This is a genomic window from Herbaspirillum sp. GW822-FHT03A08 (assembly GCF_058801885.1).
Window position 1 is genome coordinate 472,895 of sequence record NZ_JBXANR010000005.1, and the last position, 15,724, is coordinate 488,618.

The window sequence follows — 15,724 nt, forward strand, 5'->3', positions numbered from 1 at the left end:
GTGGTTGCGCCCGCGGTGATCGACTTTCGAAGTGGTGCACGTAGAGCTTAGGACCACTTGGGATCTGCAGGACAGTAGAAGATTGAAAACTTAATGACTCTTGAATAGTTGAACTATGAGATTTTGACATTGGAGATTCGTCAAATAACATATACAGATAGTTGACCACCATTGAACCCACATCCAATAACGATCCCCCTGAAAAACATCTGCACTGCTTACCCCCAGCCTGAGCTTGGGGGTTTTCCTCCGTCGCCCGGTCGGCTTATTGCTCCGTCTGCAGCCCCGCATAAACCATCCGGGTAAATTGATCTCCGTTAAAAACGAAATTTCCCCATTTGGCATCGAAAGCAGCTGTCGGCCTGGCGGCAAGAATTTCGTCGAGTGACTTCCCCTGTTGTTTCAGCTGGGCGACGTTGTTGCGCACGGTGACCAGCATGTCGCGGAATTCGATCAGCTGGCTGCGTGTACCGACTGCACCGTGGCCGGGAATCACAATGGTGTGGTCTGTCGTCCGCGCGACGGCCAGGTTCGCCCACTTGATCGCTCCGTCGATACTGCCGCCGTCCTCGTTATCGATATACGGATAGATACCGTTCCAGAATGTGTCTCCCAAGGCCAGCACATCCGCCGCCGTGAAATAGACCCACAAGTCGCCATCGGTATGGCCGCCGCCGAAATTCTCAACATTCACCCCGGTTTCTGCGAAGGTGAAGGTTTTCTCCCTATCGATCAGCAGCGTCGGACGCGCCGCTGCCGGCACCGGATCGAAAGTCCAGTTCCAGGCGTCCACATGCGTGGTTTCCGTCAAATGCTTGAAGGTGTTTTGATGAGCGATGATGGTGGCGCCAGCCGTGTGCATCCATGCGTTGCCGTCCGTGTGGTCCCAATGCCAATGGGTGTTGACGACATATTTCAGAGGCGCGGCGCTGATCTGATTAAGAACGGTCTGTAGTTTGTCCTGGGATTTGCTGATGCCTGCATCGACCAGGAACTTCCCTTCCCTCCCCGAATAGACGGTGATGTTGCCACCCGACCCCATCAGCACGGTGATATTCCCACGCAAGGATTGCACCACGAGATCTGAATCGGCGCGCTTCAGATAGCGGGAGCCGGCGCCGGTGTGGAAGTAGTCGTCTTGCGCAGCTTGAGCGGGTTGGCCGGCCGCAACGGCACAAGCCATGGTGGATGCCAGCAACGCTCCTGAGGCAACCGAAATCAGCGCCCGCAGGTTTGATGAAAAGTGCTTGTTTTGTGGATGAATAGTCATTTTACTTTCTCGGTGAAGTGCATGGAATGGTCGCAGCGCCAGGGCGAGTGCAAGATGATGCTGCAGAGATTCGCCCGCTGAAAATGAGGATCGTTGAATGCCAGAAAATCGTCATTGAAGGTGCCGAATGTACTGCCCGGCCGATGCTTCAGTCCTTGATAAAAGGTCTCTATGACCTGCGGCCCGAAGTCGTGGCCGCGGGGACAGGCAGCCGTCACCGCCTCGCGCTCATCGCTTGTGAAGTCTTCATAGTTGCGGCCTGCCATATCCATGCCGGCGCCGGCTTGCACCAGGCTGATTTCGGGATGCATATGTTCCGGGATGCCAGGCGTCGTGTGGAGTGCGATCGCAAGCCAGACTTTCTCGATATCGTTTTCGGCGATGCCATGACTGCGGAGAAAGTCCCGCGCCGCGTTTGCACCGTCCACTTCGAAGCGGAGCTGGCTGTCGTGGTACTGCGGGGTGATGCCGATGTCATGGAACATTGCGGCGGCATAGAACAGTTCCTGATCGAACCTCAGTCCCTTGCGCTGTCCGATCAGGGCGCCCCAAAAATAAACGCGGCGGGAATGCTGGAACAGCAGGTCGCTTTCCGTATCGCGGATGAGCTGAGTTATTTCTCTGGCGATGCGGCTGTCCGGGATCTTCACGCCCAGGATTTCAGGGTTGTTCATCATGTCCTTGTTCACTCATGCTGGTTTGCCCATCCGTGCACCGGACTGGGACGACAGGCAGAAACTGCCTCCATGACGAACATTGTCAGCTTATCCCGCCTACCCGGACAGCGGCCCAAAGGACAATATTCGATATAATCGGGCCATGCGTAAATCAACCTCTCCGCTCCAACGCGTGAAGATCGCCGTCATTGCCTTCGACGGCATCATTCCGTTTCACTTATCGGTGCCCTGCCTAATTTTCAATGGCAATTCGCTTGATCCGGGGATATCGATTTTTGACGTGATGGTCTGTTCGGAGGACCGGGGGCCATTGCGCACGACGGCGGGCTTTACTATCGACACGCCCTTCGACCTGGCCGCCCTGGACTCTGCAGATATTGTGATCATGCCTTCGTGGCACGACGATTGCCGCGAAGCACCGGTTGCATTGATTGAGGCGCTGCAGCGGGCTCACCATGCAGGCGCACGCATAGTGGGCTTGTGCGTGGGCGCTTTTCCTCTGGCTCAGGCTGGTCTGCTGGATGGAAGAACCGCCACCACGCACTGGGAATGCGTTGATACGCTGGCAGAACGATATCCAAAAGTGAAAGTGGATCCGGATGTCTTGTATGTCGACGAGGGCGACGTGCTCACCTCAGCCGGTGTCGCTGCAGGCATCGACTGCTGCCTGCATTTATTGCGCCGGATTTCCGGCGCCGAGGTCGCAAATCGCCGCGCCAAAAGGCTGCTGGTCGCCCCACATCGGCAGGGAGGCCAGGCGCAGTTTATCGAACGACCGATGCCGGTTACCAGTAGCGACAGCCGCTTGTCCCAGATACTTGAATGGGTGGCGGCACATTTGGAGCACGCGCACACCATTGAATCGCTGGCCCGGCGCGCAGCGATGAGCCGACGCAACTTCACGCGCCACTTTCGCCATGCGACCGGCACGTCGTTTAAGCAATGGATATTGAGCCAGCGATTGGCGCATGCTCAACGCATGCTTGAAAGCAGCGCGGCATCGATAGAAGTCATCGCCCAGGAAGCCGGCTTTGGCACCAGCCTGTCCCTGAGACAACATTTCCAGGCCGCCTTGCATCTGTCTCCATCGGCTTACCGCAAGCAATTCCAGTCGAGTCCGCAGGCTGCAACACCTGCCGGCATCAACTGAACAGCCACTTCTGCGCCAGCCGCGTGTAGCGCGGCATGATCACGTAGGTCATCAAGCCGACGATGATCGCCGCTGCAATCAGCTTGCCGATTAACTGATGCTGCAAAGCCGGTACCGCTCCAAATACCGGGCCAAGTAACCACGGCAAGACCAGCGTCAACGGATAAATCACCGACAACGTCAGTAAAAACTGCTTCCAGGGCTTCGCACGCTTCTGCGGCTGGCCGGCCGGCGGCGTGAACCAGAACTCCAGGCCGGTGATGGTATCGACCGTCTCCTGCTGTTCCATCAACGGCGCCGCCTCTTTAATCAAATCGCGCCGGGCCGGTGACGCCAGCCATTGTCGCGCGTGTTCCAGCGTTTCAAACCGGATGGTGACCGTATAGCGGTTTGTGCCGGCCGGCGGCTTGATTACGGTGACGCCTCGATGACCGGGTGCTTCGGCCGCGACAGGCAAGATGCGTTTGAGCCATTGCTCATAATCGGACTGGGAGCCGGTGCGGATATCGTGCTGGATGACGATAGTCACCATGTCAGGTTTCTGGTCGCGGTTCATGCAGGGCTTTCTCAGTGTGAGTTCTTATTGTGTTGATGCCACCCATCCGGCATCAAAACGCCTACGATGTCGCATGCCTGCGCTGGTGTCAATCCGATTGAAGCGCCCTGCCTGTTCATTACCGCCACGGGCATAAAAAAACGCCCGATACATGCGCATCGGGCGTCGAGGTCAAAAGTGAGAATATTGCTTTTCTCTTTCTTCCGTTTTTTAAGCCAGGACCAGGCGATACGCCTGTTCCGGTTGCTCTGGCCTTTATTTTCACAGCAAATTGCCAGGAGACTTGACCGCCTGTCTCACATTTTGAAAATTTATTACTTTCTGCATACAGTCCCATCTGCCACCATGGAGCTCTTCCCGGCAGGTCAGCGATCGCCCAGTAAGAAATTTCGGGCCGGGGCGCTATCTATCCCGGTAGCTGCGTCACTCTCATCCTTCAACGCCACGCCGGTCAATTGACGGCGGCGTGCTTCTGACATCAGGTAGTCCAGCTTGAATGCCGCCTCTTCGTAGCTCAACCCTTCAGGCCGGACATTGGAAATGCAGTTGCGCTCCGCATCTGTCATACCGAGACGCGGCATCCAGCTCAGGTACAAGCCCATGCTGTCGGGCGAACTCAGCCCGGGACGTTCGCCGATCAGCACGGCCACCAGCTTCGCCTGCAGCAGGCTGCCGATTTCGTCGCCGACCGCCACCCGGCCCTGCCGCACGATAGTGAGCGGCGCCTGCTTCCAGCCGTGTCCGGCAATGCGTTCCTGCAAGGCGGCCAGAAAAGGGAGGGCATTCTTTGTAATCGCCAGCGAGGACAGCCCGTCTGCAATGACGATAGCAAGGTCATGACGGCGACTGCCGCCCGGCTCCTGCTCCGGCATTGTCGACGCCAGTTCGCTGCGCGACGCAGCACTCAGCCGCCGCCCCAGATCCGGGCGCTGCAGATACGTCAGCCGGTCGCCGGCGGCACTGTCGAGGATGAGGCTCGCCTCAGCGCCTGCAATGCCGGCGCCGAGCAATTGCTGACGCAACTTCCCGGCATCCAGCGCCAGGTGCACGGCATCGCGCGCCTGCGCATGCGCCAGTTGGAAAGCCAGTTGCGGCGACGTCGGCAGGCTGACGCCGGCACGTCCCAGCGCTATGCGCGCGGCGGTGAACCGGCGCAGCATCTGCCAGGGATTATCGATGACCGGGGATTTGTCGTTTGCCATGTCAGCGATATCAAGACAAGCGCTGCAAGGCGTCGCGGAAAGTCGGCGGCAAGCCGTCGCCGAGACGGAATTGCTCATCGGTACTGAATATCTGCATACGTTGCAGCCACGCCTCGAATTCCGGCGCCGGCCTGAGGCCAAGCACCCGCCGTATATACAGCGCATCGTGGAAAGACGTGGTCTGATAATTCAGCATGATGTCGTCCGAACCCGGTATGCCCATGACGAAATTGCACCCTGCGGCGGCCAGCAAGGTCAGCAGGTTGTCCATATCGTTCTGATCGGCCTCGGCGTGATTGGTGTAGCAGACATCGCAGCCCATCGGCAGGCCGAGCAGCTTGGCGCAGAAATGGTCTTCCAGGCCGGCACGGATGATCTGTTTGCCGTCGTACAGATATTCCGGACCGATGAAGCCGACCACCGTGTTCACCAGCAGCGGTTTGAACTTGCGCGCCACGGCATAGGCGCGCGCCTCACAGGTCTGCTGGTCGACGCCGTGATGCGCACCGGCGGAGAGTGCGCTGCCCTGCCCGGTTTCAAAATACATGACGTTATCGCCGGACGTGCCACGCCCCAGCGACAAGGCAGCGCTGCGCGCCTCCGCCAGCAAGGCCAGATCGATGCCGAAGCCGCGGTTGGCGGCCTCGGTGCCGGCGATCGACTGAAACACCAGATCGACCGGCGCGCCGCGCCCGATCGCGGCAATCGTATTGGTCACATGTGTCAGTACGCAGGACTGCGTGGGAATCTCATAGCGCGCGATGATCTCGTCCATCATCGTAACCAGCCGGATCACCTGCGGCACGTTGTCGGTGGCAGGATTGATGCCGAATACGGCGTCGCCGCTGCCATACAGGAGTCCGTCCAGCAGACTGGCGGCGATCCCGGTGGCGTCGTCGGTCGGATGATTCGGTTGCAGGCGAGTGGACAGCCGTCCCGGCAAACCGATGGTGTTGCGAAAGGCGGTGACGACGCTGCATTTCTTCGCAACCAGAATCAGATCCTGATTGCGCATGATCTTGCTGACTGCCGCAGCCATCTCCGGCGTGATACCGGGCGCAACGGCGCGCAACGTTTCGCTGTCGACATCATCGCCAAGCAGCCAGTTGCGAAAGTCGCCGACCGTCAGATGACTGATCGCAGCGAATGCCGCGGGGTCATGATCGTCGAAAATCAGGCGCGTGACTTCGTCCTCTTCGTAAGGCACCAGCGCCTGTTCCAGAAATATCCGCAACGGCAGCGCCGCCAATGCCATCTGCGCCACCACGCGTTGCTCCGCGCTCTCCGCGGCCACGCCGGCCAGCATGTCGCCGGAACGCAGCGGCGTCGCCTTGGCCATCAGATCCGCAAGATCGCGAAACTGATAGGTCATGGGACCGGCCGTATGGGTGAATTGATACAGAGGCATGGCTGACCTTTATCGGTGTCAGCGACCAATATAGCAAAGGAGCATCACCTGCGGAACATAAATTGGAGCGCCGCAATAAATTGCAGTGCGGTGCAGCGCAATTCAGCACATGGGTATCGAAGACATGTCCGTACCGGCGCAACGCACGAACATCTTTGGTGAAAAGTGAATCTGTCGGGCTACGCCTGCACCAGCCTGGCGCAGCCCGAGTCAGCCTGCCGGCCCAGGCTTGCTCTTAAACGCCGACCAGTTTCTTGAAGGTTGCCAGCACCGCATCGCCCTTGAACGGTTTGACGATCCAGCCCTTGATGCCTGCTGCCTTGCCGCGTTCTTTCATGATCGGCGAATTTTCCGTGGTCAGCATGATGATGTTGACGCTGGCGTTGCCGAGTTCGCTGCGAATCTTCTCGGCCATCGTGAGGCCGTCCATGTTGGGCATGTTGACGTCGGATACCACCAGCTTGATGGACGGATCGCCCTTGAGCTTGGTCAGGCCGTCGCGTCCGTCCACAGCCAGGGCGACGTCCAGGCCGTTCTTCTTGAGGAAATCGCCCACTTCGGCGCGAACGGTGCTTGAGTCATCAACTACCAGGATTTGTGCCATGAGATTTTCTTTTGATAAGGGAAAAAGTTAAAACAGCTCGAGCTCGCCGGTATCGCTTCCCAGCTCTTCGGCCGAGACGCTGAAGTCGATATCGGCATACGCAGACACGCACAGGCTCACATGGAAACGCGGAGATCCATCCATATCGACGGCGAAATGCTGGATATGCTGGCTGTTGAGTTTTTGCAGGTAGGCCGCGCAGTTCTTGTCGATGACGTTGGGCGTCGACATGCCGATATGCGGAAAGAAATTACCCAGATCACGATTGAGAATGCCGCAGCACAGATTGCCGCTCTCGGCGATGGCGTCCATGAAGGTCTGTTCGCTCATCTCTTCTTCGTCGATATTATTGAGGCGTGCAAAATGGCCGCGTGTCGCTGCATCGGGAGAAAAGTAGAACATCACCATCAGGCGAAACAGATAGGACGACACCGTCAACACCACCATCTGCTTTTCCGGAAAATCGCCGGAGTCCGGCAAGGTCGAAATCTGCGCCCCGGCGCCCGAGGGCACAAGGCTGTTCTTCAGCGACTGCGTCAGCAGCAGGTCAAAACCGTCTTTGGCGGATTGGCTCAACATGATTGTCCTTCCTTACGCTGCCAGCGCTTCTTTGGTTTTCTTGTTGATCAGGTCGAGGCCGATGATGGCGCCGATGATCATCTTGCCGCCGGCCTGCAGATCCTGGAAGGTGGTTGTCGTGATCAGGTCATTCTGGTACAGGTTGGCGCGGTAGCTCTTGGACAGCTTCTCAGCGCGCTGCGCCAGGTCGCGTACTTCCGACGCCACCACCGCAAAGCCGCGGCCATGCGCACCGGCGCGGGCAGCTTCGATCGAGGCGTTGAGCGCGACGATGATGACCTGGTTGACGATCAGCGCGAACTCGTCGTTCTTGCGGTGCATTTCACGGTTATGCGTGATCAGCACGTTCATGTCGTCATGCCAGCGCTCGAAGGTGCGCATCAGGCCGAGCAGATTGCCGATAGTCTCTTGCGAGGCATCGCAATTTTCCAGCACGCGCGCCATGCTTTCCGAATTGCGCGAGCTGAGCTGGGCGACGACCTGTTCGGTCTCACGCCGGGTGTGCACCAGGCGCAGATCGTTGTCGCGGCGCTGCGCTTCCAGTTCCTGCTGATGGGCATCGATGTTGGCTTGTTGCTCCTGCAGCGTGGCCTCGACATTCTGCTTGAGGACTTCGACCTGCTCCAGATCAACCATGCGCTTCATGCGCGCGTTCTGGCGTTTGAACAGCAGAGCCAGCGGCACGCCGGACAGCAGCATTCCCAGCACAACAAAAAGAATCGAATTCAACATCATGAAACACATCCTTGCAATGGAACTACACAACTGACCTGCACTGCTACCTTCATCAACTGTCTCAATTGCCTCAATTGCAGCCTGATTACGCGACCTGCGGATCGTTTCCTGCGGTCAGCGTGCCGGCCGGCAGAATCTGATCGTGCTCAGGCACCGGATAAGCCACGTCGATGCCATCGACTTCCACGGCGACGTTTTCCGGCAGCAGCACATTGACCTGGAACTGACGGAAATCGGCGCCTTCAGCCTGATCCAGGAACTGGATCTCGATGCTGCCGTGTTCGCGGGTAACAAAGTCCAGCACCGCATCCATGCCTACGCCGCGTCCCGACACATCAGTGACTTCGCTACGCGTCGAGAATCCCGGACGCATGATCAGTTGCGCCAGTTCAGCATCGGTCATGGCCTGGTCGGCGCTTATCAGATTCTTCTCGATGCCGGTGCGGCGGATATGCGCCAGCGCCAGGCCGCGGCCGTCATCCGACAGCGCCATGTGCAGCATGTTGTTCATCACGCCCATTTGCAGGCGGATTGCGCCGACCTCTTGCTTGCCCTTGGCAAGACGCTCTTCCGGTGTTTCCAGACCGTGGTCGACGGCGTTGCGAATCAGATGCATGAAGACGTTTTTCAGCAGCGCCGACGAATGCGCATGGATGACGTAGCCGTTGTCCTCGATCTCGACGACCGGTGCGGCCTTGCCCAGATCGGCAGCGAGCGCCGGCAGCGAATCGGTCACGCTGGCGAGCACTTCGGCTATCGTTTCCGTACCCAGCAGCCGCAAGGTCTTGCGCACGGCGTTGCGTACCGCGACCAGTTCGTGCAGGTTGGCGGTGTTGACTGTTTCCAGACGGTGCAGGCTTTCCAGGATGTGCTTGCGGTCGATGGTCATGATGTGACGCTCGACGGCGGCAGCCTGTTCCGGTGCGGCCTGGCGACCCAGCGTGACTTCGTTGATGCGGGCGTAACGGTCGATGGTGACGCGCACCTTGGCCAGATCCTGCAGCAGGTATTCCTGATCCCAGACGGCGCCGGTTTCCGGATGGCGCAGGTCGTCGTAATGTTCTTCCACGCTGTGCACCACGTTGCTCAGGTGCAGCAGGCCGTATGTACGGCCGTTACCCTTGATGGTGTGCATGTTGCGGAACAGCTTGGCGATGGCGAATGCGGTGGCTTCCGGATTCTGATGCACCAGTTGTTCGTTCTCGTCGAGGAAGCGGCGCGACGTCACGATGAATTCCTGGAACTTCGGCGCACTCACAGCCAGGATTTCACCGATGATTTCCAGCTCGTTCTTTTGTTCGTTGGCTTCGGCTGCCAGCTTGCGCAGCTCGGTCACGTCGCGTACGCACAGCATCAGGCGGATCACCTGATCGGCGTCGTCGGTGATCGGCGACCAGCTCAGATCGAGAATCTTGACGCGGCCGTCAGCCATCTTCTTCTCGACTTCGCCAACCATCAGATGCTCGTTGAATTCGAAGTTCATCACGTCTTCGCCGATGCAGGCGCCGCCGATAGCTTCGATCTGCGACAGCGTATCCGCGCCCAGGGTCGTGCCGGTGAAGACCAGATCCATCAGGTCGCGGCCGGCGATATCGGTGGTTTCAAACACGGTTTCGAGGAAGGCAGAATATTCCGGATGAACCTTGTTGCCATCAACGATGGTCAGAATGCCTTGCGGGATGTTTTGCAGCATCGCCTGCATGTCGGCGGTCTTTTGCCTGACCTGAGCCGAGGCTTCCTGGATTTTCTCGATCATGCCGTTGAAGGCGACGATGGAGTGGCCGACTTCATCCATGCTGTGCACCGGCAGACGGCGCGTAAAATCCTGATTGACGGCGATCTCGGTCATCATGGTCTGCATGCGGCTGATCGGGCCGGTGATCTGGCGATACAACAGGAAGCCGATCAGCGTCAGCACCACGACGGCAACCGCGGTCACAATGGAAATCATGGTGGCCGTCGACGCCAGATTGGCATTCAGCGCGGCGATGGCGGTGTCCTTGCTGCGGTTCTTTTCGATGCGCAAGGTATCGACGACGCCTTCCAGCTCAGCCTGGTATTGCACCACGCCGCCGAAGAACGAGGCCTGCGCCAGAGAATCCTTGCCGGCCAGCTTGAATTTGGCAGTGCTGTCGATGGCGCCGAAGTAATTGTCGAGGCTTTCCTTGGCTTGTTCGATCAGGCCTTTTTGCGCCTGGCTCACGGCCTGGCTGGCCTGGAATTCAAGGGCCTTTTCCAGCGTCGCCTTCTTGGCCGCCAGCTTTTCGTTTTCCTGGCCGACCAGATTATTGTCGGTCTCAGTCACCATGACCATGGCGGCCAGTTGCACATCTTTCAGTTGTCCGACCAGATCGGACGATGCCAGCACGCTCGGCACCACGCCTTCGGTAACCGACTTCACTTCCACCGCACTGCCGCGGGACTGAAACACCGCATAACCGCCGATGGCGGAAATCGCGATGAACGTAAGAATGACGAGCAAGGTAATGCGCAGACGGATAGTCATGAGGAGTTTTCCCTGGTGGCGGTAGGCATTCGCGTGGTCTTGTCGTTACGCAGCTATTGCGCTGGTCAACCACTCTCGACGCCGCAGCATTCTTGCATTCAAGTATTACTTCCGCATGACAACAAAATGCAAAGAAGAAATAAGAGGCGCAAATTCACCTCATCAGTGCCGATGAAAAAAGCACACACTGGATTAAATAATTCCACATGGAAATATTTAATCCAATGCGCCACATCCTGTCTCGCAGAAATCATCGCCAGTTGCCCTCGCCGACAGAAAAAACGAAACCACGCTACCATGTCCCATCCGTCCCCACCGTCACATCAAGGCCGAGGACAACAACCCAGCAAGCCGAGAGCACATATCGCCCGGCCAGGAGACACGCATGCAAGCATCCTCAGTACTGCCGGCCACCCAGCCCTTTGCCCGTAGCGCCCGCCATCCCGGCTCGCCAGATCCGGTTCGCATCGTCAGCCTTGCCGGCGATGCCGCCACTGCCAGCTTTACTCTGCAAGCAGGCATGAATTTGCGCGATGCCATCAGCGGGCCGCTGGCTGCGGCGGGTATCAGCGGAGCAACGGTACGATTCGAGAATCTGCGGGTGTCGCCGCACCATTTCCTGATGCCGGCCTTGTCGCATGACGGCAAGCACGCAGCGTTTTACAGTGCGCCGCATGAAGTCGAAGGCGGCGTTGTCATCGAGCTGGCCTGTGCCACCTACGGCCGCCGCGACGGTGCACCGTTCGTGCATTGCCACGCCATCTGGCGCGACGCCGGCGGCAAGCGCCAGGGTGGTCACATGCTCATGGATCAGACCATCGTCGCCGAAGCTGCCACCGCCCATGCCTGGGGCTTGCACAACGCCACGATGGAAACCCGCTTCGACCCGGAAACCAATTTCACGCTGTTCCACCCTGCCGTGGTCGATCTGGGAGCGGCCGGCAAGCACGCCGGCGGCAAGAGCGAAGGTCCGCGCACGGTGCTGGCGCGCATTCGTCCCGACGAAGACCTGAACATGGCGATTGAAGATGTCTGCCGCACGCACGGTATCCGCCACGCCAAGGTGCGCGGCAGCGTGGGCAGCATCATCGGGGCCGAGTTTGAGGATGGGCGTGTGGTGGAAGATCTCGCGACCGAGATCCTGGTGCGCAACGGCGAGGTGCAACCGACCGCAGACGGCCTGCGCTGCCATCTGGACATCGCGCTGATCGACCCGCGCGGCAACGTCTGTGAAGGCGTTCTGGCGCGCGGACGTAATCCGGTGCTGATCTGCTTTGAGCTGGTACTCGAAGAACAACCGCACGGCTAAGAGCCGCTGATAAAACGCTGCTGGCGGCGTTGCTTCTCCTTGCCGTACATCTTTTAAGCCACCATTGCCTCGCAGCTCTCAGCGCAGACACGGCAGGCTTGCGCGCAATCATCTCCGATTTCGGTACCCATGCACTGATGCTCGCACTCGCGGCAGGCATCGGCGCAAATCTCGCACACCCTCTGGCTGTAAGGCGATTGTTCCAGCTGCAGGCTGGCCGACAAGGCGCACAGGTCGCTGCATTCCAGCAACACCTGCATGCTCGGCTCTACTTGCAGTCCGCCGCGGCTGCGGCTGAGCGCAGCCAGTACGCGCCGGCATGCCTGATGGCACTCAGTGCAGGCATCGATGCAGCTTTGCATCTGTTCATTCATGCCGCCGTTGCTGTCTTTGGCCTGATTGGCCGCAAGCAGGCGATGGATTTCACGTTGATCTGCGGTCAGTGCGCAGGGAGTGGATGTCATCATTTGCAAATGTCCTCCGTGGTGAATACCAGACGTATACCCAAACGTTAGCGCCGGCCAAATCGTCGCCGCGTTGTTGACGGATGAAAGATGCGCAGGCCGGCTAAGCCCGGATGCTCCTGGATGATTTGCTGCCGCTCTTGTTGCCTGCGGTATCGGCGCGATGACTATGGCGACCGTTGTGACGATCGGCGCGCCTCAGGGCCAAGGCCATGGCGATTGCGGTGCGCCAGGCCTTCTTGCGTTTGGAAAAGATTTTTACCGCATTCGCGGCCATGCCGAGCGGCGGAACGCGGTCGATGTATTCCTCGACGTAACAAGCGAATTTGCGCTTGTCGAGCTTGAGTACGCAGGGTACAAATTGGACCGGCTGCGCAGCGATTTTCACGGCTGTCTTTCTCATGCTTCCTCCTGGACGAGAATGCACAAACAGTCACAAACACAGTAAGAGCAAAGTAAAAGCAAAAAAACCGCCGTCAGGAGCGTTTCAATGGGGAACCGCGTCCTGACGGCAGAGGGGGAACCGGTGAACGGGGTCCCGTTATTGTTATGCGTGCTGCTTTGGCTTACTGCTTAATTCGTTGTCAGCTTCCTGATGGTCTTATTTCTTCGCATCCAGCTTGGCCTTGAGAGCGTTAGCCATTTCCAGGTGATGCTCCAGATTCGGCAAGGTCTTGGCAGCAAAGTCCTTCACGTCCGGGTCCTTGGCGTCGGTGGCGTTCTTGCGGAACAGCTTGACGGCGTCCTTGTGCGCCGCCACGCCGATCATGCGCACGTATTGCTTGTCGAACGTATCGCCGTCCAGCTTTTCCAGCACCGCGATCTTGGCGCGCTGCGCCATGCTCGGTTCGGTGGGCGCTTCGACGTTCTTGCTGGCAGCCAGCTTCTTGAGGTTGTCGCCGACGGTGGTGTGCTCGTCGACCATCAGGGTCGCGAAATCCTTGACGTCAGGATTGGAGGTCTTTTCCAGTGCAATCTTGCTGGCCTTGACTTCGGCATTGCCGGCTTCGGCCGCGCTATTGATGAAGCTCTTGTCGCCGCGCGGCAAATCGTCGGCACGCGCATGGTTGATCGCCAGCGCCAGGCCCGCAACGCTGATGGCGGTCAGGCCCAGGATCTTGAACATGGTGCCGGAACGGCGTGCCGATTGCATGCGTAACTGTGGGCGAAATTGCGGCTGCGACATGGTGATTCTCCTTATTTGGATGAAAGTGGGTCTGCACGTGTGTCCGCTAACACCCTGCATACCGGACATCGTGGCAAACAACATGGTGACAATGTAGTGCCACCACGGCCATGGCGAAATCGGACAGTACCGCTGCTGCTTGTAAGAATTGAGGAATGTCGGCGAATGCCCACATCCTTACAGCGCCACGGCAAGACGGTCAGCGCCATCGATTCCTACAGCGATTTACCGCACTCGCCGATAGAGATTGCCGATATGCAGGCCTATGCTGAATGACAGTTCTCAGCGCCCCGTCGCTCAACCTGCCCTGCGCCACCGCCCGTTCATTTGCCAACAAAGGATTCCCATGTCAACCACCGTAGCCGAGATGCTCGTCGACACCTTGCACCGCATCGGCGTACGCCAGATCTTCGGCGTCGTCGGCGATGCGCTTAATCCCCTCACCGAAGCCGTACGCAAGGACCGGCGCATCAAATGGATAGGCGTACGCCACGAAGAAGGCGCCGCGCTCGCCGCCGCCGGGCAAGCCAAACTCACCGGCAAACTGGCGGTCTGCTGCGGCACCACCGGCCCGGGCGCCAACCATCTGGTCGCCGGTTTGTACGAAGCGCGCAAGGACCATGCGCCGGTGCTGGCGATTTCCGGCGGCGTACCAGCCAGCCGGCGTGGCATCGACTACCTGCAGGAAAACGTACCGGACCTGCTGTTTCGCGACGTCGCTGCCTATACGCAAACCATCATCAACCCGGCGCAAGCGGTGCAAGTCGTGCATCAGGCCATCGCGCAGGCTTACCACCAGCGCGGTGTCGCGCACATCAGCATTCCGGCCGATGTGATCGGCGGCAAGATCACCGCCGCCGCATCGGTATCGAGCATCAACACCTTGCGCCCGCAACCGGAGGTCATGCCTCCCGCAAGCGAAATCGGCCAGGCGGCGCGCCTGATCGATGCCGCCAGATCGGTTGCCATCTTCGTCGGCAACGGCGGCCGTTCCAGCATCGATGAGATCGCCGCCCTCGCGGAAAAATTGCAGGCACCGATCATTCACACCTTCCGTGGCAAAGACATGCTGCCCTACGATCACCCGCACTGGATAGGCGGGGTCGGTCTGATCGGCGGCGCGCCCGGTATGGACGCGATGCGCGACGCCGAGCTGCTGCTGATGCTGGGCACCGATTACCCGTATTCGGAATTCCTGCCGACCCGCACCCAGACCATCCAGATCGACGAACGCGGTTTTGTGCTCGGCCGCCGCATGCCGGTCGATCTCGGCATCACAGGTTCGGTCGGACCCGCGGTGGCGCAATTGCTGCAACAGGTGCACGGCAAGACAGATGCGGCCTTCCTCAACAAGGTCGGCGATCATCGCCACAACTGGAACATGACGCTGGACAAGCACGCCGCCCCGCCGGCCAATCCCGAAAAAGGCCCGATCAAGCCGCAATATCTCGCGCGGCGGCTGAGCGATCGCGCCAATGAAGACGCCGTCTTCGTCGTCGACACCGGCGTCGTCACGCTATGGTGCGGCAACTGGATCCGCCAGACCGGCAAGCAGCGCATCCTGGCCTCGTTCAACAACGCTGCCGTCGGCACCTCGCTGGGGCAAGGCAACGGCATTCAGGCGCTCGACCGTGACCGTCAGGTGATCGTGGCGGTCGGCGATGGCGGTTTTACCATGCTGCTGGGCGAATTCATGACCGCGGTTGAACACAAGCTGCCGGTCAAGGTGGTGGTGTTCAACAACCGCGAATGGGGGCTGGTGCATCTGGAAATGGAAGAAGCCGGCCTGCCCGCCTTTGAAGGATCGAACTTCCCCAACCTCGATTTCGCCATGTTTGCCACCGCCTGCGGCGCCAGCGGCTACACCGCAAAGACGGCGGCAGAACTGGAAGAAGCCATGGGGCCCTTCCTCGCGACACCAGGACCGGCCGTGCTCAACGTCTTCATCGATCCGTCCGAACTGCCGGTCATGCCGCACATCAAGCTCGACCAGATCTGGCACTTCGGCATGGCCAAGATCAAGGAAGCGATGATCTCCATGGGCGGCGCCTGAGGTTAGACTAAGCCTGTTCCAACCT

Annotated in this window: 15 protein-coding genes; 3 read left to right on the forward strand and 12 right to left on the reverse strand. The window is 59.2% G+C overall.

The features are described 5' to 3' along the window. Positions 1-265: 265 nt before the first annotated feature. Complete coding sequence (locus AC1RN6_RS18280) at positions 266-1,270, reverse strand: MBL fold metallo-hydrolase (RefSeq protein ID WP_493006876.1); 1,005 nt, start codon at positions 1,268-1,270, stop codon at positions 266-268. Then, positions 1,267-1,944 (reverse strand): HD domain-containing protein, encoded by a 678-nt coding sequence (locus tag AC1RN6_RS18285; protein ID WP_493006938.1) that lies wholly within the window; start codon positions 1,942-1,944, stop codon positions 1,267-1,269. The genes AC1RN6_RS18280 and AC1RN6_RS18285 overlap by 4 nt, the downstream gene beginning before the upstream one ends. Positions 1,945-2,089: 145 nt before the next feature. Here AC1RN6_RS18285 and AC1RN6_RS18290 point away from each other — a divergent pair, with 145 nt between their 5' ends. After that, positions 2,090-3,097, forward strand: a complete 1,008-nt coding sequence (locus AC1RN6_RS18290) for a GlxA family transcriptional regulator (protein ID WP_493006877.1) — start codon at positions 2,090-2,092, stop codon at positions 3,095-3,097. Here the strand turns inward: AC1RN6_RS18290 and AC1RN6_RS18295 are convergent. From AC1RN6_RS18295 to AC1RN6_RS18325, 7 genes are all read right to left on the reverse strand, one after another. Continuing rightward, a complete protein-coding gene (locus AC1RN6_RS18295; RefSeq protein WP_493006878.1) occupies positions 3,090-3,653 on the reverse strand; it encodes an antibiotic biosynthesis monooxygenase in 564 nt (187 codons plus the stop codon). The two genes, AC1RN6_RS18290 and AC1RN6_RS18295, sit on opposite strands and share 8 nt — an antisense overlap. 365 nt (positions 3,654-4,018) lie before the next feature. Beyond that, positions 4,019-4,855 (reverse strand): ethanolamine ammonia-lyase subunit EutC, encoded by an 837-nt coding sequence (gene eutC, locus AC1RN6_RS18300; RefSeq protein ID WP_493006879.1) that lies wholly within the window; start codon positions 4,853-4,855, stop codon positions 4,019-4,021. Between the two features lie 10 nt (positions 4,856-4,865). Beyond that, positions 4,866-6,263 (reverse strand): ethanolamine ammonia-lyase subunit EutB, encoded by a 1,398-nt coding sequence (locus AC1RN6_RS18305; protein ID WP_493006880.1) that lies wholly within the window; start codon positions 6,261-6,263, stop codon positions 4,866-4,868. Between the two features lie 235 nt (positions 6,264-6,498). Continuing rightward, positions 6,499-6,867: a response regulator gene (locus AC1RN6_RS18310; RefSeq protein ID WP_493006881.1), complete on the reverse strand. Its 369-nt coding sequence runs from the start codon at positions 6,865-6,867 to the stop codon at positions 6,499-6,501. Between the two features lie 27 nt (positions 6,868-6,894). Further along, on the reverse strand, positions 6,895-7,446 hold the full coding sequence (locus AC1RN6_RS18315; protein ID WP_493006882.1) for a hypothetical protein: 552 nt from the start codon (positions 7,444-7,446) through the stop codon (positions 6,895-6,897). Between the two features lie 12 nt (positions 7,447-7,458). After that, positions 7,459-8,178 (reverse strand): methyl-accepting chemotaxis protein, encoded by a 720-nt coding sequence (locus tag AC1RN6_RS18320; RefSeq protein WP_493006939.1) that lies wholly within the window; start codon positions 8,176-8,178, stop codon positions 7,459-7,461. Positions 8,179-8,266: 88 nt separating this feature from the next. Next, positions 8,267-10,687, reverse strand: a complete 2,421-nt coding sequence (locus AC1RN6_RS18325) for a HAMP domain-containing protein (RefSeq protein ID WP_493006883.1) — start codon at positions 10,685-10,687, stop codon at positions 8,267-8,269. Positions 10,688-11,072: 385 nt separating this feature from the next. On the opposite strand from AC1RN6_RS18325, the gene AC1RN6_RS18330 reads away from it, so the two are divergent. Then, positions 11,073-11,996: a PCC domain-containing protein gene (locus tag AC1RN6_RS18330; protein ID WP_493006884.1), complete on the forward strand. Its 924-nt coding sequence runs from the start codon at positions 11,073-11,075 to the stop codon at positions 11,994-11,996. Between the two features lie 53 nt (positions 11,997-12,049). On the opposite strand, the gene AC1RN6_RS18335 is transcribed toward AC1RN6_RS18330, so the two are convergent. The 3 genes from AC1RN6_RS18335 to AC1RN6_RS18345 form a co-directional block, all read right to left on the reverse strand. Beyond that, positions 12,050-12,463: a four-helix bundle copper-binding protein gene (locus AC1RN6_RS18335; RefSeq protein WP_493006885.1), complete on the reverse strand. Its 414-nt coding sequence runs from the start codon at positions 12,461-12,463 to the stop codon at positions 12,050-12,052. A 100-nt stretch (positions 12,464-12,563) separates the two neighbouring features. Beyond that, positions 12,564-12,863, reverse strand: coding sequence for a hypothetical protein (locus AC1RN6_RS18340; protein ID WP_493006886.1), 300 nt, complete (start codon positions 12,861-12,863; stop codon positions 12,564-12,566). Between the two features lie 198 nt (positions 12,864-13,061). Beyond that, the gene (locus AC1RN6_RS18345; protein WP_493006887.1) at positions 13,062-13,646 is read right to left on the reverse strand and encodes a DUF4142 domain-containing protein; all 585 of its coding nucleotides are present in this window, start codon (positions 13,644-13,646) and stop codon (positions 13,062-13,064) included. 346 nt (positions 13,647-13,992) lie between these two features. On the opposite strand from AC1RN6_RS18345, the gene AC1RN6_RS18350 reads away from it, so the two are divergent. Continuing rightward, positions 13,993-15,699, forward strand: a complete 1,707-nt coding sequence (locus AC1RN6_RS18350) for a thiamine pyrophosphate-binding protein (protein WP_493006888.1) — start codon at positions 13,993-13,995, stop codon at positions 15,697-15,699. Positions 15,700-15,724 lie beyond the last annotated feature (25 nt).